At 56.4% G+C, this 15,072-nt stretch carries 13 protein-coding genes and 1 riboswitch; of the genes, 4 read left to right on the top strand and 9 right to left on the bottom strand.

Annotated features, from left to right (window positions below; genetic code table 11):
- Position 1: 1 nt before the first annotated feature.
- From QPL94_RS05585 to QPL94_RS05595, 3 genes are read right to left on the bottom strand one after another with little or no spacing between them, the layout of a single operon-like run.
- Positions 2-724, bottom strand: a complete 723-nt coding sequence (locus QPL94_RS05585) for a lanthanide ABC transporter ATP-binding protein PedB/LutE (RefSeq protein WP_285356075.1) — start codon at positions 722-724, stop codon at positions 2-4.
- Positions 721-1,695: a YVTN family beta-propeller repeat protein gene (locus QPL94_RS05590; protein ID WP_285356076.1), complete on the bottom strand. Its 975-nt coding sequence runs from the start codon at positions 1,693-1,695 to the stop codon at positions 721-723. The genes QPL94_RS05585 and QPL94_RS05590 overlap by 4 nt, the downstream gene beginning before the upstream one ends.
- A 31-nt stretch (positions 1,696-1,726) precedes the next feature.
- Positions 1,727-2,896, bottom strand: a complete 1,170-nt coding sequence (locus QPL94_RS05595; RefSeq protein WP_285357850.1) for a lanthanide ABC transporter ABC transporter substrate-binding protein PedA1 — start codon at positions 2,894-2,896, stop codon at positions 1,727-1,729.
- 284 nt (positions 2,897-3,180) lie between these two features.
- Between QPL94_RS05595 and pedF the strand changes: the two genes are divergently transcribed.
- The 3 genes from pedF (at position 3,181) to QPL94_RS05610 (ending at position 6,559) form a co-directional block, all read left to right on the top strand.
- Positions 3,181-3,609 carry a cytochrome c-550 PedF gene (pedF, locus tag QPL94_RS05600; protein WP_285356077.1) on the top strand — a complete coding sequence of 143 codons (429 nt, stop codon included), beginning with the start codon at positions 3,181-3,183 and terminating at the stop codon, positions 3,607-3,609.
- Between the two features lie 50 nt (positions 3,610-3,659).
- Positions 3,660-4,592 carry a transporter substrate-binding domain-containing protein gene (locus QPL94_RS05605; protein WP_285356078.1) on the top strand — a complete coding sequence of 311 codons (933 nt, stop codon included), beginning with the start codon at positions 3,660-3,662 and terminating at the stop codon, positions 4,590-4,592.
- 191 nt (positions 4,593-4,783) lie between these two features.
- Positions 4,784-6,559, top strand: coding sequence for a PQQ-dependent methanol/ethanol family dehydrogenase (locus QPL94_RS05610; protein ID WP_285356079.1), 1,776 nt, complete (start codon positions 4,784-4,786; stop codon positions 6,557-6,559).
- An 84-nt stretch (positions 6,560-6,643) separates the two neighbouring features.
- Here the strand turns inward: QPL94_RS05610 and QPL94_RS05615 are convergent, their stop codons facing one another.
- From QPL94_RS05615 to QPL94_RS05625, 3 genes are all read right to left on the bottom strand, one after another.
- Positions 6,644-7,429 carry an ABC transporter ATP-binding protein gene (locus QPL94_RS05615; protein WP_285356081.1) on the bottom strand — a complete coding sequence of 262 codons (786 nt, stop codon included), beginning with the start codon at positions 7,427-7,429 and terminating at the stop codon, positions 6,644-6,646.
- Positions 7,429-8,244, bottom strand: coding sequence for an ABC transporter permease (locus tag QPL94_RS05620; RefSeq protein WP_285356084.1), 816 nt, complete (start codon positions 8,242-8,244; stop codon positions 7,429-7,431). The genes QPL94_RS05615 and QPL94_RS05620 overlap by 1 nt, the downstream gene beginning before the upstream one ends.
- A 66-nt stretch (positions 8,245-8,310) precedes the next feature.
- Positions 8,311-8,424: riboswitch (guanidine-I (ykkC/yxkD leader) on the bottom strand.
- A 181-nt stretch (positions 8,425-8,605) separates the two neighbouring features.
- Entirely contained in the window at positions 8,606-9,637 is a 1,032-nt protein-coding gene (locus tag QPL94_RS05625; protein WP_285356087.1) for an alpha/beta fold hydrolase, read from the bottom strand.
- Between the two features lie 127 nt (positions 9,638-9,764).
- Here QPL94_RS05625 and glnT point away from each other — a divergent pair, with 127 nt between their 5' ends.
- A complete protein-coding gene (gene glnT / locus QPL94_RS05630; protein ID WP_285356089.1) occupies positions 9,765-11,123 on the top strand; it encodes a type III glutamate--ammonia ligase in 1,359 nt (452 codons plus the stop codon).
- Positions 11,124-11,165: 42 nt separating this feature from the next.
- Here glnT and QPL94_RS05635 read toward each other — a convergent pair whose 3' ends face one another.
- The 3 genes from QPL94_RS05635 to QPL94_RS05645 form a co-directional block, all read right to left on the bottom strand.
- Positions 11,166-12,449: a sensor domain-containing phosphodiesterase gene (locus tag QPL94_RS05635; protein ID WP_285356091.1), complete on the bottom strand. Its 1,284-nt coding sequence runs from the start codon at positions 12,447-12,449 to the stop codon at positions 11,166-11,168.
- Between the two features lie 77 nt (positions 12,450-12,526).
- Complete coding sequence (locus QPL94_RS05640) at positions 12,527-12,859, bottom strand: DUF3135 domain-containing protein (protein ID WP_285356093.1); 333 nt, start codon at positions 12,857-12,859, stop codon at positions 12,527-12,529.
- A 90-nt stretch (positions 12,860-12,949) separates the two neighbouring features.
- Complete coding sequence (locus QPL94_RS05645; protein ID WP_285356095.1) at positions 12,950-14,527, bottom strand: methyl-accepting chemotaxis protein; 1,578 nt, start codon at positions 14,525-14,527, stop codon at positions 12,950-12,952.
- Positions 14,528-15,072: the final 545 nt, after the last annotated feature.

The following is a 15,072-nucleotide window of genomic DNA, read 5'->3' on the forward strand; positions in this document are numbered from 1 at the left end:
ATCAACCGGCTCCTGTAAGGGTGTGGAAGGTTTCCGCCAGGTCGCGGGTGCCTTCGGCTTCGCAGATGTCATGCCCCGCGCCGTCGGCCAGCAGTTTGCCTTCATGCAGGATCAGCACCCGGTCTTCCGGGCGAACCTCTTCGATCAGGTGGGTGGCCCAGAGCACGGTCAGGCCATCGGAGTCACAGAGCATGCGTACGTGATCGTTCAGCCCCCGGCGGCTGGCCACATCCAGCCCCACCGTGGGTTCATCCAGCAATAACAGGGAGGGCTCATGGAGCAGGGCACGGGCGATCTCCACCCGCCGGCGGTGGCCGCCGTTGAGTTTTCGCACCGGTTCATTCGCCCGTTCAAGCAGTTGGAAACGGGTCAGCTCGCGGTCGCCCCGGAGGCGAGCCTCTTTACGAGAGAGACCATGAAGTGCGGCGTGATAGAGCAGGTTCTGACGCACGGTCAGATCCAGATCCAGGGCATTCTGCTGGAACACCACGCCGATTTTGCGCATGGCCTCGGCCGGTTGATTTTTCAGGGATTGCCCGGCCATCAGGATATCGCCCTGTTGCAGAGCGAGCAGCCGGGTCAGCAGGCCGAACAGCGTCGACTTACCGGCGCCGTTGGGTCCCAGCAAAGCATGAAAACCGCCAGAGGCCAGCACAAAGCTGACCTCCTTGAGCACCGGCTTGTCGCCGTAGCGAAAGCTGAGGTTACGGGCTTCAATGGTCATGAAGTGGGATCGATGACCACGCCCCAGGGGAAGCGGCCCACCTTGATGGACTTGATCACCTTCAGCGCTTCCACATCAATGACCGATACGTCACTGGACACGCCGTTGGTGGTGTAAAGAAACTTCTCGTCTTTGTCCAGATCCAGCTGCCAGACACGGGCGCCCACCAGCAGGTAATCCAGCACTTCATAGGTCTGGGCATTCACCACGGCGACATGGTTGGACGGGCCGAGGGCTACAAAGGCGTACTTACCATCCGAAGTGAGCTCGATGCCCACAGGCTGAACCCGATCCTGGGGCACACCCTTGATCTGGAATTCGATCTGCTTGATTTCCTCTATGTTGTCCACGTCGAAGATGTGCACTGTGCCGCCGATCTCTGCCGAGGCCCAGGCAATCTTGCTGTCGTTGGTGAACTCCACGTGACGCGGGCGCTGGCCCACCACGGTGTTCTTCTCGATCTCGAAGGTTTCGGTGTTGATCCAGTGCAGCATGCTGGAGGTTTCACTGGTGTTCACCGCCCACTTGCCGTCCGGGCTGACCGCCATGCCTTCCGGTTCCACGCCAACATCGATCTGGGCCAGAACGTCCTTGGTTTCCACATCCACCACCGTGACGATGGCATCGTCCTCATTGGCGATGTACAGGTGGCGGTTGTTGGGGTGCAGGGCAAACTGCTCAGGGTCCTCGCCGGAGGGCAGGGTGTCGACGATCTTGCGGGTGGCCAGGTCCAGTACCTGGACGGTGTCGTCGTCACTGGCACAGATGTAGAGTTTGGTGTAGTCCTTGGACAGCAGAATGCCTCTCGGGCGGGCACCTACTTCAATGGTATCCACCACTTCGTTGGTCTCCGTGTCGATGACAGAGAGGGTGTTGTCCTTCTCGTTGGACACGTAGGCCATGCTTGCCAGTGCCGGGGCGGAAAGCCCGATGGCTGCAGCCAGGGTTGCGATTCTGAAAGCATTCTTCATGGTCAGTGTTCCTTGTTGTTCTTCAGTGGGGTCAATGGATCCGGCAGTCACTCTCGGGCCTGTCGTAGCCCAGGGTGTCCAGTTCGGAATCGGGATGCAGGAAGCCTTCCAGTGGTGGCGTCGCAACCAGTCCCTGGGGGTGAACCAGTGGGATTGGCTGGCGGAGTTGCCCGTTCCAGGGGCGGTAAGTCAGCTTGCGGCCTTTGAAGGCGGCGAGCTGGAAATCATCGGAAAACAGATACTCGCGAATGTTCGAGTGGCCTGCCTTACCGAGCCCGGTAACGGTGGTTCCGATGGAGCGTATGGCGGCCCAGGCGGCATAGTCTTCGCTGTTCATTTCGCGCCCGGCCAGTTCCCGGAAGCGGTTCTGCAGCTGTGCCGCACCCCATGCCTCAACCACCCGGTGCCAGGCTTCCGGCCCCATGCCCTGGGTGCCAACCACCGGTCGCGGGAGCCAGGTGTTGAAGGGCACGTATTCCCCGAAATCACCACGCACGTCTGCGACTACCACGGCATCGTAACCACTCGCCTGGGTGAAGGTGGGCAATTCTTTGGAGGCCGTGCGGCGCAAGTCCGAATCGAAAGTCCAGGGTTTGTCAGCAATGATGTCCAGGCCGAACCGTTTGCTGGCGCGGCGGAAGGCATCTGCCCAGGCTTTGTCTTGTTCGGTTGGGCCGGTAATAAGGAACACGTCCTTCCAGCGCCGCATGTTCAGCCACTGGGCAAGGGCATCGGTCAGCATGGCGTAGGAGGGAATGGTATGCAGGAGGTTGGGCCGGCATTCACTGATCCGCAGGCTATCGTCCGAGGCACCGGCGTTGAACAGTAACGCTTTACCGTCAGCCTTTCTGGCCATCGCCAGCAGTGTGTCTGCGGGAACGCGGGTCACCAGCAGATCAATGCCGCTCTCCAGCATGCCATCGAGGGCGGCCAGGGCGCCCTCTTCATCGCTGGCGATGACGGACTCAACAGCATACATCTGGTCCAGAAACTTGCCGGTGGCATTGTTGTCGGCAATCCCCAGCTCGGCCCCGCGCAGGCCGGCGTCTTCCGGTTCCGGAGTGACATTGGAAAGGACCGGGCCCTGGTCGGGCACCCATTGGATGTAGCCAATTCTGACTTCAACAGCTATCGCTGCAGCCGGAGCCAGTAGCCAGCTACAGAGCACTGACGTAACCAATAGCCTGCCTTTTGAAATCATGGTTGCGGCCTTCTCTGTGTGCATTTTTTGTTCTCGCAACCAGCTTAGAGAAGGGAGGTAGCCGTCGAAATATTCAGAAAGTAGGAAACTGGCGGTACTAAAGAACTATTCTTGGGGCCCACCTGCGGTAATCCCTCCTCAACCTACTACCAAGGAACTAGAACGAAGACGCCAAAGTGGCATTCTGATCACTATGGCGTGTTCCTAGACTTGGATGAGGTAGCTGGCAATGCATTCACAACAAACAGCCAGCGCACGGGGATTCAAAACAGAGGTATAACAACATGTCAGTTTCTTTTTCACTAAAGGCCATGGTTACCGCCGGTTTACTGGCGACAGCAGGTTTGGCCATGTCTCACGGGGATGTCACACCCCAGGAAGTGGATACCGGAAGCCTGCCCGATCTGGGGAAGGAAGCCCTGACGGAAAACCCGTTTCGCGAAGGTAATGAACACGGTGACAAGCATGCTGAGGCCGTCAAGGTGGGCAAAAGCGGTTACGCAGGCAACTGCGCGGTTTGTCATGGCATTGAAGCCATGTCTGGAGGTCTGACGCCCGACCTGAGAGAGCTTTCGGAGTGGGACGATGAGTATTTTATCGGACGTGTCATGAACGGCACAGGGCGAGGCATGCCGTCGTTCAAGGATAATCTGGATCAAACCGCTATCTGGGCCATCAAGACGTACATTGAGTCAGTCCCGCCGCCCCGGTAATAAGGGTGCAGGGTGCTTTTTAATGGCTGGAATTTCCGGGAGATGATTTTATGAAGTCAGCATTTTACGCCTTGATGCTGGTACTGCTGCTTGTGGGCATCAGCCAGGTACAGGCTCAGCAGTCCCGCAGCCTGATTCCGGACCGAACGCTGGATATTGTTCAGGATTCCGGCTATCTGAATGTTGGCATGTACAAGGATTTTCCGCCTTATTCCTACGAAGTGAATGGCGAGGCTCGTGGTGTGGACGCGGACCTGGGACGCCGTATTGCAGAGGGGCTGGGCGTGGAATTTCGTCCCTACTGGATTATCCCGGATGAAAGCCTGGGTGACGACCTGCGCAACCATATCTGGAAAGGGCACTATCTGGCGAAAACCCGTATAGCGGACATCATGATGCGGGTGCCTTACGACAGCACCTTCAAGTACATGAGGGACTCCACCGGTGAAATGATCAACGAGCAGGTGGTTTTCTTTGGCCCCTACCAGCAGGAGCGCTGGCAGATTGCCTTTGACAACAGCCGACTGGACGGCGTTGAAACGGTTGCGGTGTTTCAGTATCACCCGATCGGTGTGGAGATCGACACGCTTCCTGCCACCTATCTGACGTCCGCCTTTGGTGGGCGACTGAGGAATCAGGTGCATCATTACAGGAACGTCGGAGAGGCATTCCAGGCTATGGAGCAGGAAGAGGTTGCCGGCGTGATGGGTATGCGGGCGGAAATAGAGCACCAACTGGCGGCCCATACCGGCAATGGTTTTACCAAAGCCGGGAACGGCTTCCCCGGGATGACCAAGCAGGTGTGGGACGTGGGCCTGGCGGTTCGCCATACACATCGAGCCCTCGGATACGCCATCGCAGCGATTGTTGATGGCATGGTCAGATCCGGAGAAATGGCAGAGCTCTACGCCAACCACGGACTCTCTTACAGCCGCCCGGGCTATTACGACGAGATTCTCGGCCCCGATGACAATGGGGAATAAGGCAATACCCGCTGTTCTGGCCCGCCATGTGCGGGCTTTTTTGTGGGGGTCTTACTACCAAGTGATGAGAAAACCTGTTCGGGCGATTAATTGTTGCGATTGCGGGTGAGGCCAAGAATGGAGTTTAGAGGCGGGAACAATTCCCGGTTCGCTGCACACACTGACAACAAGAGACTTTGGAGAGCGCAACCATGAGATCGAATCCGTTCGGTAAACAGTTTGCCGCCAGTGCCCTGGCGCTGGCTGTATCACTGGGGGCCCATGCGGTCACCGATGAAGATATCCTGAATGACCATAACACTGTCGATGACATCGTAAGCTACGGTATGGGCGTTCAGGGCCAGCGTTTCAGCCCGATGACGGCCCTTAACACAGACAACGTCCAGTATCTGCAGCCGGCGTGGGCGTTCTCTTTCGGTGGCGAAAAACAGCGGGGCCAGGAGTCCCAGCCATTGATCAAGGATGGCGTCATGTATGTGACGGCGTCCTATTCACGGGCTTATGCGATTGATGCGCGTACCGGCGAAGAAATCTGGCAATACGATGCCCGTCTTCCGGATGGCATCATGCCCTGTTGTGATGTGGTCAACCGGGGTGGTGCTCTTTACGACGACCTGTTTATTTTCGGCACCCTGGACGCCAAGCTCGTGGCCCTGAACAAGGACACCGGCAAGGTAGTCTGGATCAAGAAAGTTGCGGATTATCAGGCCGGTTACTCAATGACGGCAGCCCCGCTGATTGTCAAAGGCAAGCTGATTACCGGTGTGTCCGGTGGCGAATTCGGCATTGTCGGCAAGGTTGAGGCCCGCGACCCGAACACGGGTGACCTGCTGTGGATGCGTCCGACTGTGGAAGGTCACATGGGTTACGTCTATAAAGACGGCAAGGAGATCGAAAACGGTATCTCCGGTGGCGAAGCCGGCAAGACCTGGCCTGGCGACATGTGGAAGACCGGTGGCGCGGCAACCTGGCTCGGCGGCACCTATGACCCGGATACCGACTCGCTGTTCTTCGGCACCGGTAACCCGGCCCCGTGGAACTCTCACCTGCGTCCGGGTGACAACCTGTTTTCATCCTCACGCGTCGCCATTGATCCGGATGATGGCAGCATCAAGTGGCACTTCCAGACCACACCCAACGACGGCTGGGATTACGACGGCGTCAACGAGCTGATTTCCTTTGACTACGAAGAAAACGGCAAAACCGTCAGGGCAGCCGCCACAGCGGACCGTAACGGCTTCTTCTATGTCCTGAACCGTGAGAACGGCGACTTTATCCGCGGCTTCCCGTTTGTGGACAAGATCACCTGGGCCAAAGGCCTGAATGAAGATGGCAGGCCGATCTACAATACCGAGAACGGCCGCCCGGGCAACCCGGCTGACGCCGATGGTGAGAAAGGTGAAACAGTCGTTGCCTTCCCGGCGTTCCTGGGTGGCAAGAACTGGATGCCCATGGCCTACAGCCAGGACACCGGCCTGTTCTACGTGCCATCCAATGAATGGTCCATGGATATCTGGAACGAGCCGGTTTCCTACAAGAAAGGTGCTGCCTATCTGGGTGCCGGCTTCACCATCAAGCCCGCAAACGATGAATTCATCGGTGTCCTGCGTGCCGTAGACCCGAAAACCGGTGAGGAAGTCTGGCGCTATAACAACCCGGCCCCGCTCTGGGGTGGAGTACTGGCCACAGCAGGCAACCTGGTCTTTACCGGCACGCCGGAAGGCTACCTGAAGGCGTTCGACGCCAAGACGGGTGAAGAGCTCTACAAGTTCAATACCGGTACCGGTGTTGTTGGCACACCCGTAACCTGGGAAATGGACGGCGACCAGTATGTGTCCATTTCCACTGGCTGGGGCGGTGCGGTTCCGCTCTGGGGTGGCGAAGTGGCCAGGGTGGTCAAGGACTTCAACCAGGGCGGCACAGTCTGGACCTTCAAGCTGCCGAGTGACCGGGTTGCCGCCAACTGATCTGGCGCAACGCCGATGCTATCTCGGTTTTTCAGGGGCTGCCTTCGGGCAGCCCCTTTTTTGTTGGCACGATGCCGGGTCCACTCAGGCTGCCTGATGGCGGGCTGTCTGGGCAACCGAGTCATTGATGTCTTCGAACAGTTTGCTGTTGACCTGGCCGATGGGCAGGTCATAGGTAATGGTCGCACCAAATGCTTCGGGGTCGTGCGGGTCGTGACGAACCTTGTCAAAGACCAGTAACCGGGTTCCCAGATAGAAGCCTTCTTTCAGGTCATGGGTGACCATGAAAATGGTGGTACCCGTTTCCTGCCACAGCTTCAGCAGCAGATCGTGCATATCCTTGCGAATACCCGGGTCCAGGGCACCGAACGGCTCATCCAGCAACAGTACACGCGGACGCATGATCAGGGACTGGGCGATGGCCAGGCGCTGTTGCATGCCGCCTGAAAGCTCATGGGGCCATTTGTCGGCCGAGGCTTCCAGGCCAACCGATGTCAGCATCGCGTCCACCTTCTCCAGAGCTGTGCGCCGGGCGCGGCCAAACAGTTTGCCGAGCCAGGGCTTCTGCTCGAGTTCCAGGCTCATCAGAACATTCTGGCGTACGGTCAGGTGCGGGAACACCGAGTAGCGCTGGAACACGATCCCCCGGTTCCGGTCGGGTTCTCCCGGAAAGGCCTCGCCGTCCAGCAGCAACTCGCCGCGGCTCGGGGCTTCCTGCCCCAGCAGCATTTTCAGGAAGGTGGACTTACCGCACCCTGAAGCGCCAACGAGAGTACAGAATTCGCCCTGTTTCACGCTCAGGTTCAGGTTCTCCAGTACCACCAGATCGCCATACTCTTTCCAGAGATTATTTACCGTAATGAAGCTCATCAGTGGCCTCCTGCGTTGTACCATGGGAACAGCCTGCGGTTGGCAAGTCGCAGACACTGATCGATGACAATGGCAAGAATGGTGATCCAGATGACATAGGGCAGAATCACGTCCATGGCGAGATATCGGCGAACCAGAAAGATGCGATAGCCCAGGCCTTCGGTGGAGGCGATGGCTTCTGCGGCAATCAGGAACAACCAGGCCGGGCCCAGGCTCAGACGCACGGAGTCGATCAGGCGTGGCAGAACCTGGGGCAACACCATGCGGGTAATGACCTGCCAGGAGTTGGCACCGAGGGTCTGGATCTTGATCAGTTGCTCGCCGGGAAGTTCCCGCACCCGCTGTGCCACATCCCGCATCATGATGGGTGCTGTGCCGATAACGATCAGCATGACCTTGGAGAGTTCTCCAAGGCCGAATACGATAAACAGGATAGGCAGTATCGCCAGGGGCGGGACCATGGAAAGCGCTGACACCAGTGGTGCGAGGTTTGCTCTTATCAGCGGCAGGGCGCCATTAAGAACGCCCACCACCAATGCCAGAGAAGCGGCAATAGCAACCCCGATTCCCAAACGTTGCAGGCTGGCGGTGGTGTCCTGCCACATCAGGTAGTCACCGCTGCGCCGGTCTTCCTGAAAGGCCATGCGGTCCACTGCGGCGGTCATCTGTTGCAGACCGGGCAACAGTTTGTCGTTGGGGTTCTCCGCCAAGCGCTCCTGGGAGGCAAGGCTGTAGATCAACATGATCAACAGGAAGGGAAGCAGGCCAAGCAGAGTGGCTGAAACACGCCCTGGGTGTCGGTTGATCATTCGCATAGGCTATCTCCTCTGGTCACACAACACGGCACGTTCATCGCGGGCAACAGCCTCCCTTGCGATTCAGTCTCCCGGGCTTTTGTCCCGCCGTGTAACCTCCCAGAGGTCGGTAACTCTCGGACCAGCCATCCGGGCTGATGATGGTCATCTGCCCGGACCGGAACCCTAGTCACCCATTGTGTTCATTATCTTCGCCGCACGCCTCGCGGTGTTGTTGTGAACGGATCCTGGTATTAAACCGTCTGTCCAGAGTAGTGCAGGTGGCGTGCCAGCTTCGTGAAACGGGAATAACCAGCGCTTTCAGGCCGATTACCGGCAAAAATTTGCGCTATAGCGGTGCGTGGCGGTTTCGGGTGCACTGTCATGGATCTCTCTTCGAGAGCAGCGAATGAGCTGCGGCAAGAATTTTTTGATGGCTCTGGCGCTCTCGCCCCGCACCACCGGCAATATGCCCCCACTCTGATGGCAGGGCTTCTAGCGAGCCTCCCGGCATTTGTCGGGCGTCACCCTGGGCATCCTCGGCGGTAAAGTAGAGATCTGTGGTGCTGGGCATTACCCGCGTTGGTACAGTGAGTGTGGCAAGCGCTGCCGTGTAGTCGCCCTGAAACACCGGGTTGTCGCTGATATCGCCTTGCTGCCAGGTGTCCAGCACGGCCAGCAGGTTGTTGGCGTCCTGTGCCAGGTGATCTTCCTCCCAGAACCGCAATAGTGCCTCGACAGAATCGAATCCGAGCTCGCGCCAGCGCTCATGACGGAAGAACGCCTGGGAATAGGCCCAGCCGGCATACACCCGGCCAAACGCCCGGAGCCCCTTTTCCGGTGGCCTCCGATAGTGGCCATCCTGAAAAGCCTGATCACAGGTCAGGGCGGCTTTAACGCCTTCCAGAAACACCCGGTTATGGGGATAGCAGCGCGCCGTGCAGCAGATGGCCAGCACCGCACGAACCTGTTCCGGAAACAGACAGCCCCATTGCAGTGCCTGCATACCGCCCATGGACCAGCCCATCGCCAGGGCAATGCTGGCACCACCGAACACGTCGTCCACCAGGCGTTTCTGCAGCATCACATTGTCGTAAAGACTGACAGTGGGAAAGCCGGGGCCGGCCTGTTGTCCCCAGGTATTCGATGGAGACGAGGATTCCCCGGCCCCCAGCAGGGACGGGATGACGATGCAGTACCTGTCAGGGTCCAGCGGGCTGTCGCCGCCAACCCAGGGTTGGTTGCCCGTCGCTGCACCACCATAGTACGTGGGCAGCAGGATCAGGTTGTCTTTTGGTGCATTCAGTTCCCCGATCTGGTGGTAGTGCAGGCGGGCAGAGTTCAGGGTTTCACCGCTGGAAAGGGGCAGGTCACCCGCTTCAAAATCATCTTTAAGCCACTGCTTTACCGTCATTTCTGGCCTCTCTTCCCGTGCGGTTTCCAGGTTCTGAATCGACCTTTCGTTAATTATATATACACGCTGGCATGTAAGTTGAATGGCAAAGCTCTAGAAAGAAACGTGCCAGAAAAGAGGAATCAAGATGACTGACCTGACCAACAACCAGGCCCTGAAACAGAAGCTCGCGGATGCCGGTGTCAAATACGCCATCGCCAGTTACGTGGATATTCATGGCATCAGCAAGGGCAAGTTTGTACCCATTGCCCACCTTGGCCAGATGATGGAAGGCTCCGAGTTATACACCGGGGCTGCCCTGGACGGCGTGCCCCAGGACATCTCCGACGACGAAGTGGCAGCGATGCCGGATGCCGATGGCGTGGCCATCTGCCCCTGGAATCGAAAGCTCGCCTGGCTCCCAGGAAACCTCTACCTCAACGGCAAGCCTTTTGAAGCCTGTTCCCGCAATATTTTCCGTCGCCAGTTGGATGCAGCTGCCGGCATGGGCTATCGCTTTAACCTGGGCATTGAAACGGAGTTCTTCCTGTTCCGCGACACCGAGGACGGCGGTTTCGCCCCGCTGAGCGATCGCGATACCCTGGGTAAACCCTGCTATGACCCACGCACCCTGATGGACAACTTGCCGGTGGTGGATGAATTGGTGGATGCGATGAATGAACTGGGCTGGGATGTGTACTCGTTCGACCATGAGGATGCCAACGGTCAGTTCGAAACCGACTTCAAGTACGCCGACGGCCTGACCATGGCCGATCGCCTGGTGTTCTTCCGCATGATGGCCAATGAAATCGCCCGCAAGCACGGCGCCTTTGCCAGCTTCATGCCCAAGCCATTTGGTGACCGCACCGGTAGCGGCGCCCACTACAATATGTCTTTGGCGGACATCAAAACCGGCAAGAACCTGTTCGAGCCTGACGGCGATGACCTGCATGACTGCGGTATCAGCAAGATCGCGTATCACTTCACTGCCGGTGTACTGAAACACGGTGCCGCCATCAGCGCCGTCATTGCCCCCACGGTCAACAGCTATAAGCGCCTGGTGCGCCAGGGCAGCATGTCCGGTTCCACCTGGGCGCCGGTGTTCATGTGCTACGGCTCCAACAACCGCACCAATATGATCCGCATCCCCGGTATGGGCGGCCGCATTGAGTGCCGCGCTGCGGATATTGCGTGCAACCCCTACCTCGGCAGCGCCCTGATCCTGGCCGCCGGCCTGGAAGGCATCCGTGATGGCCTCGATGCGGGCGCTCCCCACCACGAAAACATGTACAACTACAGCGACGCGGAAATCGCCGAGCGTGGCATCGAATACCTGCCCCGTAACCTGGGTGAGGCGGTGGAGGCTTTCGAGGCAGATCCGCTGGCCAAAGACGTGTTCGGCGAGGCAATGTTCAACAGCTTTGTGGAGTACAAGAAAGGAGAATGGGAGAGCTACCAGAACCACGTTTCTGAATGGGAGGTGGAGCGGTATCTGAAGATGTTCTGACTCCTGGAGATTGACATGTCGCGCGCCTGGCAGGCTCCTATCCTAACTGGCCTGGTTTACTTCATTGAGCAGGCCTAAAAGCGGTGCCATGGGCATTGGCTTATGGAAGAAGTAGCCCTGCGCGCGACTAACGCCAAGTGACTGGAGCGCAGAGAGCTCCTCCCGATTCTCAATCCCCTCTGCCAGGAGGGTTAGATCGTGGTCCCCGGCGAAGGCGACCAATGCTTTGACCACTGATTGCATCATGGGGTTTCGGTCTATATTCCGGATTAGAGACATGTCTAACTTTATTATGTCGGGGTTCAGTTCCAAGATATGTCGGAAGCCCGCATAGCCCGCACCAAAATCGTCGATGGCCAGTTTCATTCCCTGGTTGCGGAACTCTGATAAACTGGACACCAGCTCTTTGTAGTCTGCAATCGCGTCGTGCTCCGTGATTTCCAGTACGATTTGATCCAGTTCCTGTTGCTTGAGGAATTCCTGAAACTCGGGTTCGAGAAAGGTAGCACCGGAAAGGTTGCAGCTCACATAAACGTCTTTCGGTAAATATTCCCTGATAGCAAAGCCCTTTGCGAATGCATTCTTTTCCAGCTCGGTACCAATTCCAAGCGCCACAGCCTCATCAAACCACTGGTTGGGCGGTCGGTATGGATCCGTCTGAAACCGAGCCAGGGATTCCATACCAACAAGTCTGCCGGTCATTGAATCCACGATGGGCTGCCATACCATCTGTAGCCCCTCGGACTTGACGACACCGCGGATATATTCGCGGCGGCGACAGAAGTCATCAAGTAGATGTTGCTCTTCTTCTAATACTGTGCCGATCAAGTCGGCCATAGCGGACATAAAGCCGATATCACGCTCGTCAAGCTCGTCTTTTTGGCCACAGGAATAACAGCACAGTGTGCCAAAAGCATAGCCTTTCCCAGAGGGAATAGGGACGCTCGCATGAGTTCTCACCTGCAGCGCTCTAACAGCGGCGAGATCTTTCAAGGAAGGGTGCGTTTGGGCATCCAGAACAAGATTCGGCGCATGGTTCCTGGCAACCCTGATACAGGCTGAGTCTTCCAGCAGGTCGCTGCTACCGGGAGATGGCGCCCCCGTAAGCCCATCACTACTGACATGAAGAAATTCCCGGCGCCCTCTCGAAAATCGGGAAACGAAACCAACCTCCATTCCAAGATTGATGCGAACAGCCTCTAGAATGCGGGGAACCAATTGTTGGGCGGCGCTCGCTTCCAGATTTGCTGCAGAATGGATAATCCGACCGATAGAGCCTAGCCCACTATCTTTGGCACTCTTAGGATCTTCACTTTTTACGGACATAAGCTAACTTCCTACTGCCAGGCCGGTTGGTTTGATATATCCGGCGCTGAGGTGGTTGCTTCGGTTAACGCAAAATATTAATCCCCGGAGGGCAAGCATCGCCGGAACGGCAGGATTCGTGCTCTTGCCGGTCCAGACATTTCAGAAGAGTCCGGCTTAACCAGCAAGACACGCTTCAAACGAAGGGCCGAGTCGTACATCATGCCCTGAATATCCAGCAGTGCCTTCATGGGGCTGCGCGCTACCCGCCGCCGGCCCTCAACCATGAATTGACAGCCCCGCAGCCGGCGTTGATTGCAGGCCCGCCTGCGCTCAATGCAGTCGTCAATCAATTCGGCTCGTAATAACTCAAAGCCTTGCGGGTCACGCTGGGCAAGATCCTTGAGCTCATCGAACGTGGGCATATTCATAACTTTCCGCCTTTACAGTGGTCAATTCATCTCAGGCAAGCACCAGGGCCATTCCTCCTGGCCAGGTCTTTTCACTATCTGACTCCCGCTTCAGACCTTGAAGCGGGCAATCTGCGTGTTGAGTCCTTCGGCGAGTCGTGCAAGCTCCTCGCTGGCGGCGGATACCTGTTCGGTGGAAGCCGCAGACTGATCGCCCACATCCCGAATCAGGGTGACATTCTGATTAATCTCCTCCGCCACAGAGCTTTGTTCTTCCGCGGCGGTCGCAATCTGACTGTTGTACTGGCGGATTTCCTCAACCCCTTGTGCCATTTCCTGAATAACCGTACCTGCCAGTCGCGCTCGCTCAAGTGTCTGTTCGGCAAGTTTGTTACCGGCCTCCATACTGGTCACCGATGTGTCAGCGCTGCTGACCAGGTTACTGATCAAGGTCTCGATTTCGGCCGCGGAGCTTTGGGTACGCTGAGCCAGGGATCGGACTTCGTCTGCAACCACGGAAAAACCACGTCCGTGCTCGCCGGCACGGGCGGCTTCTATGGCGGCGTTCAGCGCTAGCAGGTTGGTCTGATCGGCAACGGATTTGATCACGTCTAACACCGTAGCGATGTTGTTGGTTTCCGCTTGCAGTCCGCTAAGCTGTTTCATCACATTGGCGCTCTGTGTGTTCAGGTTAGCGACAAGCTCCAGTGTTTCCCGGACGGCCTTTTCACCATTGCCGGACTTTTCACTGGCATGATTGGCGGCCTCGAACGCGGCTTCAGCACTTTTGGCTACGTCATTGACGGTCGCAACCATCTCATTCATGGCGGTGGCAACCTGGTCAGTCTGGGACTGCTGCTCTGCTACGCCTTTACTTGTCTGATTGGTGACTGTGGAGAGTTCTTCCGATGAGGAGGCAATACTTGAAGCGCCAGTTTCAATTTCCCGAATCAACTCTCTCAGGTTGGTTATCATGGTGGCGAAGGCTGCTAGTAACTGACCGAACTCATCGCCACGCTGGCTGTGAACATTCACAGTCAGGTCACCTGAGGCAACCTTGTTGGCAATCTCAACCGCTTCATTGATTGGGCGGGTGATGGACCGGGTCAATACCCACCCAAGCACGATGGCGATACCGAAGGCGAACACGGTCACAATAAGGATTTCTGCAACTGCAAGGTCATATATTTCCTGCAATTCGGTTTGCTGATCGTACTTCAGCTCCTCCATTGAGTTAATAGTATCGGTTGCGACAGCGTACATTTGCTCTTCCAGGGATCGGGTGATGTCTGCCGGCTCCGAGATACTCGTTTCGTACTTTTTCAGAAGAGCCTCATAAGACTTTGCACCGTCCAGGATCTGTTCTGCCTGTTTCCAGTCGTCGCCACCTCTCTCTTGCATATCCCGCAAAGATATCAACGCGTTTTCAGCCTCAACGACGTATTCGACTGCGTCTTTGATGTATTTTGGGTCCTGTGTAATTACAAAGTTTCTTTCGTCTCTCTCCGCCTCCAGCAGTTTAATTTCTGCAGTGTTGGCATGATTTACGACTGAGGCGCCGCGATTATAGTCACCGAGCGAGAAGTAGCCGACGGTGGATATAGTGATCAGCAGTATGAGAAGGGTGGCAAAGCTGGCCGATAGTTTTTTTCCGACAGCGAGATTTCCAAAAAAACTCTTCAGCAGCATTAGCAGGTTCCTCGAAATTATCAGGGCAGGTTATTTAAGTTACGCACCCGCCAAATTCTAGATCGTCGTTCGACATTTTGCTTGCTCAAAGAATAAAAGCACTAAAAGATAAGGCTTTGTTTTATAACGATATTACCAATTAAAAATTGGAGTTATTTTCCATATATGGATGCTTGAAGAGTAAAATTTGCAATAACTGGATGCTCAGTTGGTTTATTAAAACAGGAGTTGAGCTGGTCCACGTTGGCAATAAATAATTCAGCTTGTTGTTTCTGTAATATCGGTGACCTTAAAGGTTTATTCAGAATGTCCCTGGAGCATTTAAAGTCAATGTGAATATAAGAGCTCTCGACCATCCAGTTAATGAAAAATTTATATCTAGTATCCATAATTGGAAGAATAGTCGAGGTTTCAATTTTGCTATTTATATGACAGTGCACCAGTGCGTATGAGGAAAAGATTTCTGCAATGGGCAGCCCTCTACAACCAAGCCGAAACTGCTAGGCGCTCCCACGCGACATGCCAGGCTAAAGCTGGGCATGATC

It is taken from the genome of Marinobacter sp. SS13-12 (genome assembly GCF_030227115.1).
In the GTDB taxonomy this organism is placed as follows: Bacteria; Pseudomonadota; Gammaproteobacteria; order Pseudomonadales; family Oleiphilaceae; genus Marinobacter.

What these genes read in the sequence shown, in the direction of transcription:
- QPL94_RS05590 (WP_285356076.1), bottom strand. Translation starts at nt 1,695, where the DNA reads ATGAAGAATGCTTTCAGAATCGCAACCCTGGCTGCAGCCATCGGGCTT.
- QPL94_RS05640 (WP_285356093.1), bottom strand. Translation starts at nt 12,859, where the DNA reads ATGAATATGCCCACGTTCGATGAGCTCAAGGATCTTGCCCAGCGTGAC.
- pedF (WP_285356077.1), top strand. Translation starts at nt 3,181, where the DNA reads ATGTCAGTTTCTTTTTCACTAAAGGCCATGGTTACCGCCGGTTTACTG.
- QPL94_RS05610 (WP_285356079.1), top strand. Translation starts at nt 4,784, where the DNA reads ATGAGATCGAATCCGTTCGGTAAACAGTTTGCCGCCAGTGCCCTGGCG.
- QPL94_RS05625 (WP_285356087.1), bottom strand. Translation starts at nt 9,637, where the DNA reads ATGACGGTAAAGCAGTGGCTTAAAGATGATTTTGAAGCGGGTGACCTG.
- QPL94_RS05620 (WP_285356084.1), bottom strand. Translation starts at nt 8,244, where the DNA reads ATGCGAATGATCAACCGACACCCAGGGCGTGTTTCAGCCACTCTGCTT.
- QPL94_RS05635 (WP_285356091.1), bottom strand. Translation starts at nt 12,449, where the DNA reads ATGTCCGTAAAAAGTGAAGATCCTAAGAGTGCCAAAGATAGTGGGCTA.
- QPL94_RS05585 (WP_285356075.1), bottom strand. Translation starts at nt 724, where the DNA reads ATGACCATTGAAGCCCGTAACCTCAGCTTTCGCTACGGCGACAAGCCG.
- glnT (WP_285356089.1), top strand. Translation starts at nt 9,765, where the DNA reads ATGACTGACCTGACCAACAACCAGGCCCTGAAACAGAAGCTCGCGGAT.
- QPL94_RS05645 (WP_285356095.1), bottom strand. Translation starts at nt 14,527, where the DNA reads ATGCTGCTGAAGAGTTTTTTTGGAAATCTCGCTGTCGGAAAAAAACTA.
- QPL94_RS05605 (WP_285356078.1), top strand. Translation starts at nt 3,660, where the DNA reads ATGAAGTCAGCATTTTACGCCTTGATGCTGGTACTGCTGCTTGTGGGC.
- QPL94_RS05595 (WP_285357850.1), bottom strand. Translation starts at nt 2,896, where the DNA reads ATGATTTCAAAAGGCAGGCTATTGGTTACGTCAGTGCTCTGTAGCTGG.
- QPL94_RS05615 (WP_285356081.1), bottom strand. Translation starts at nt 7,429, where the DNA reads ATGAGCTTCATTACGGTAAATAATCTCTGGAAAGAGTATGGCGATCTG.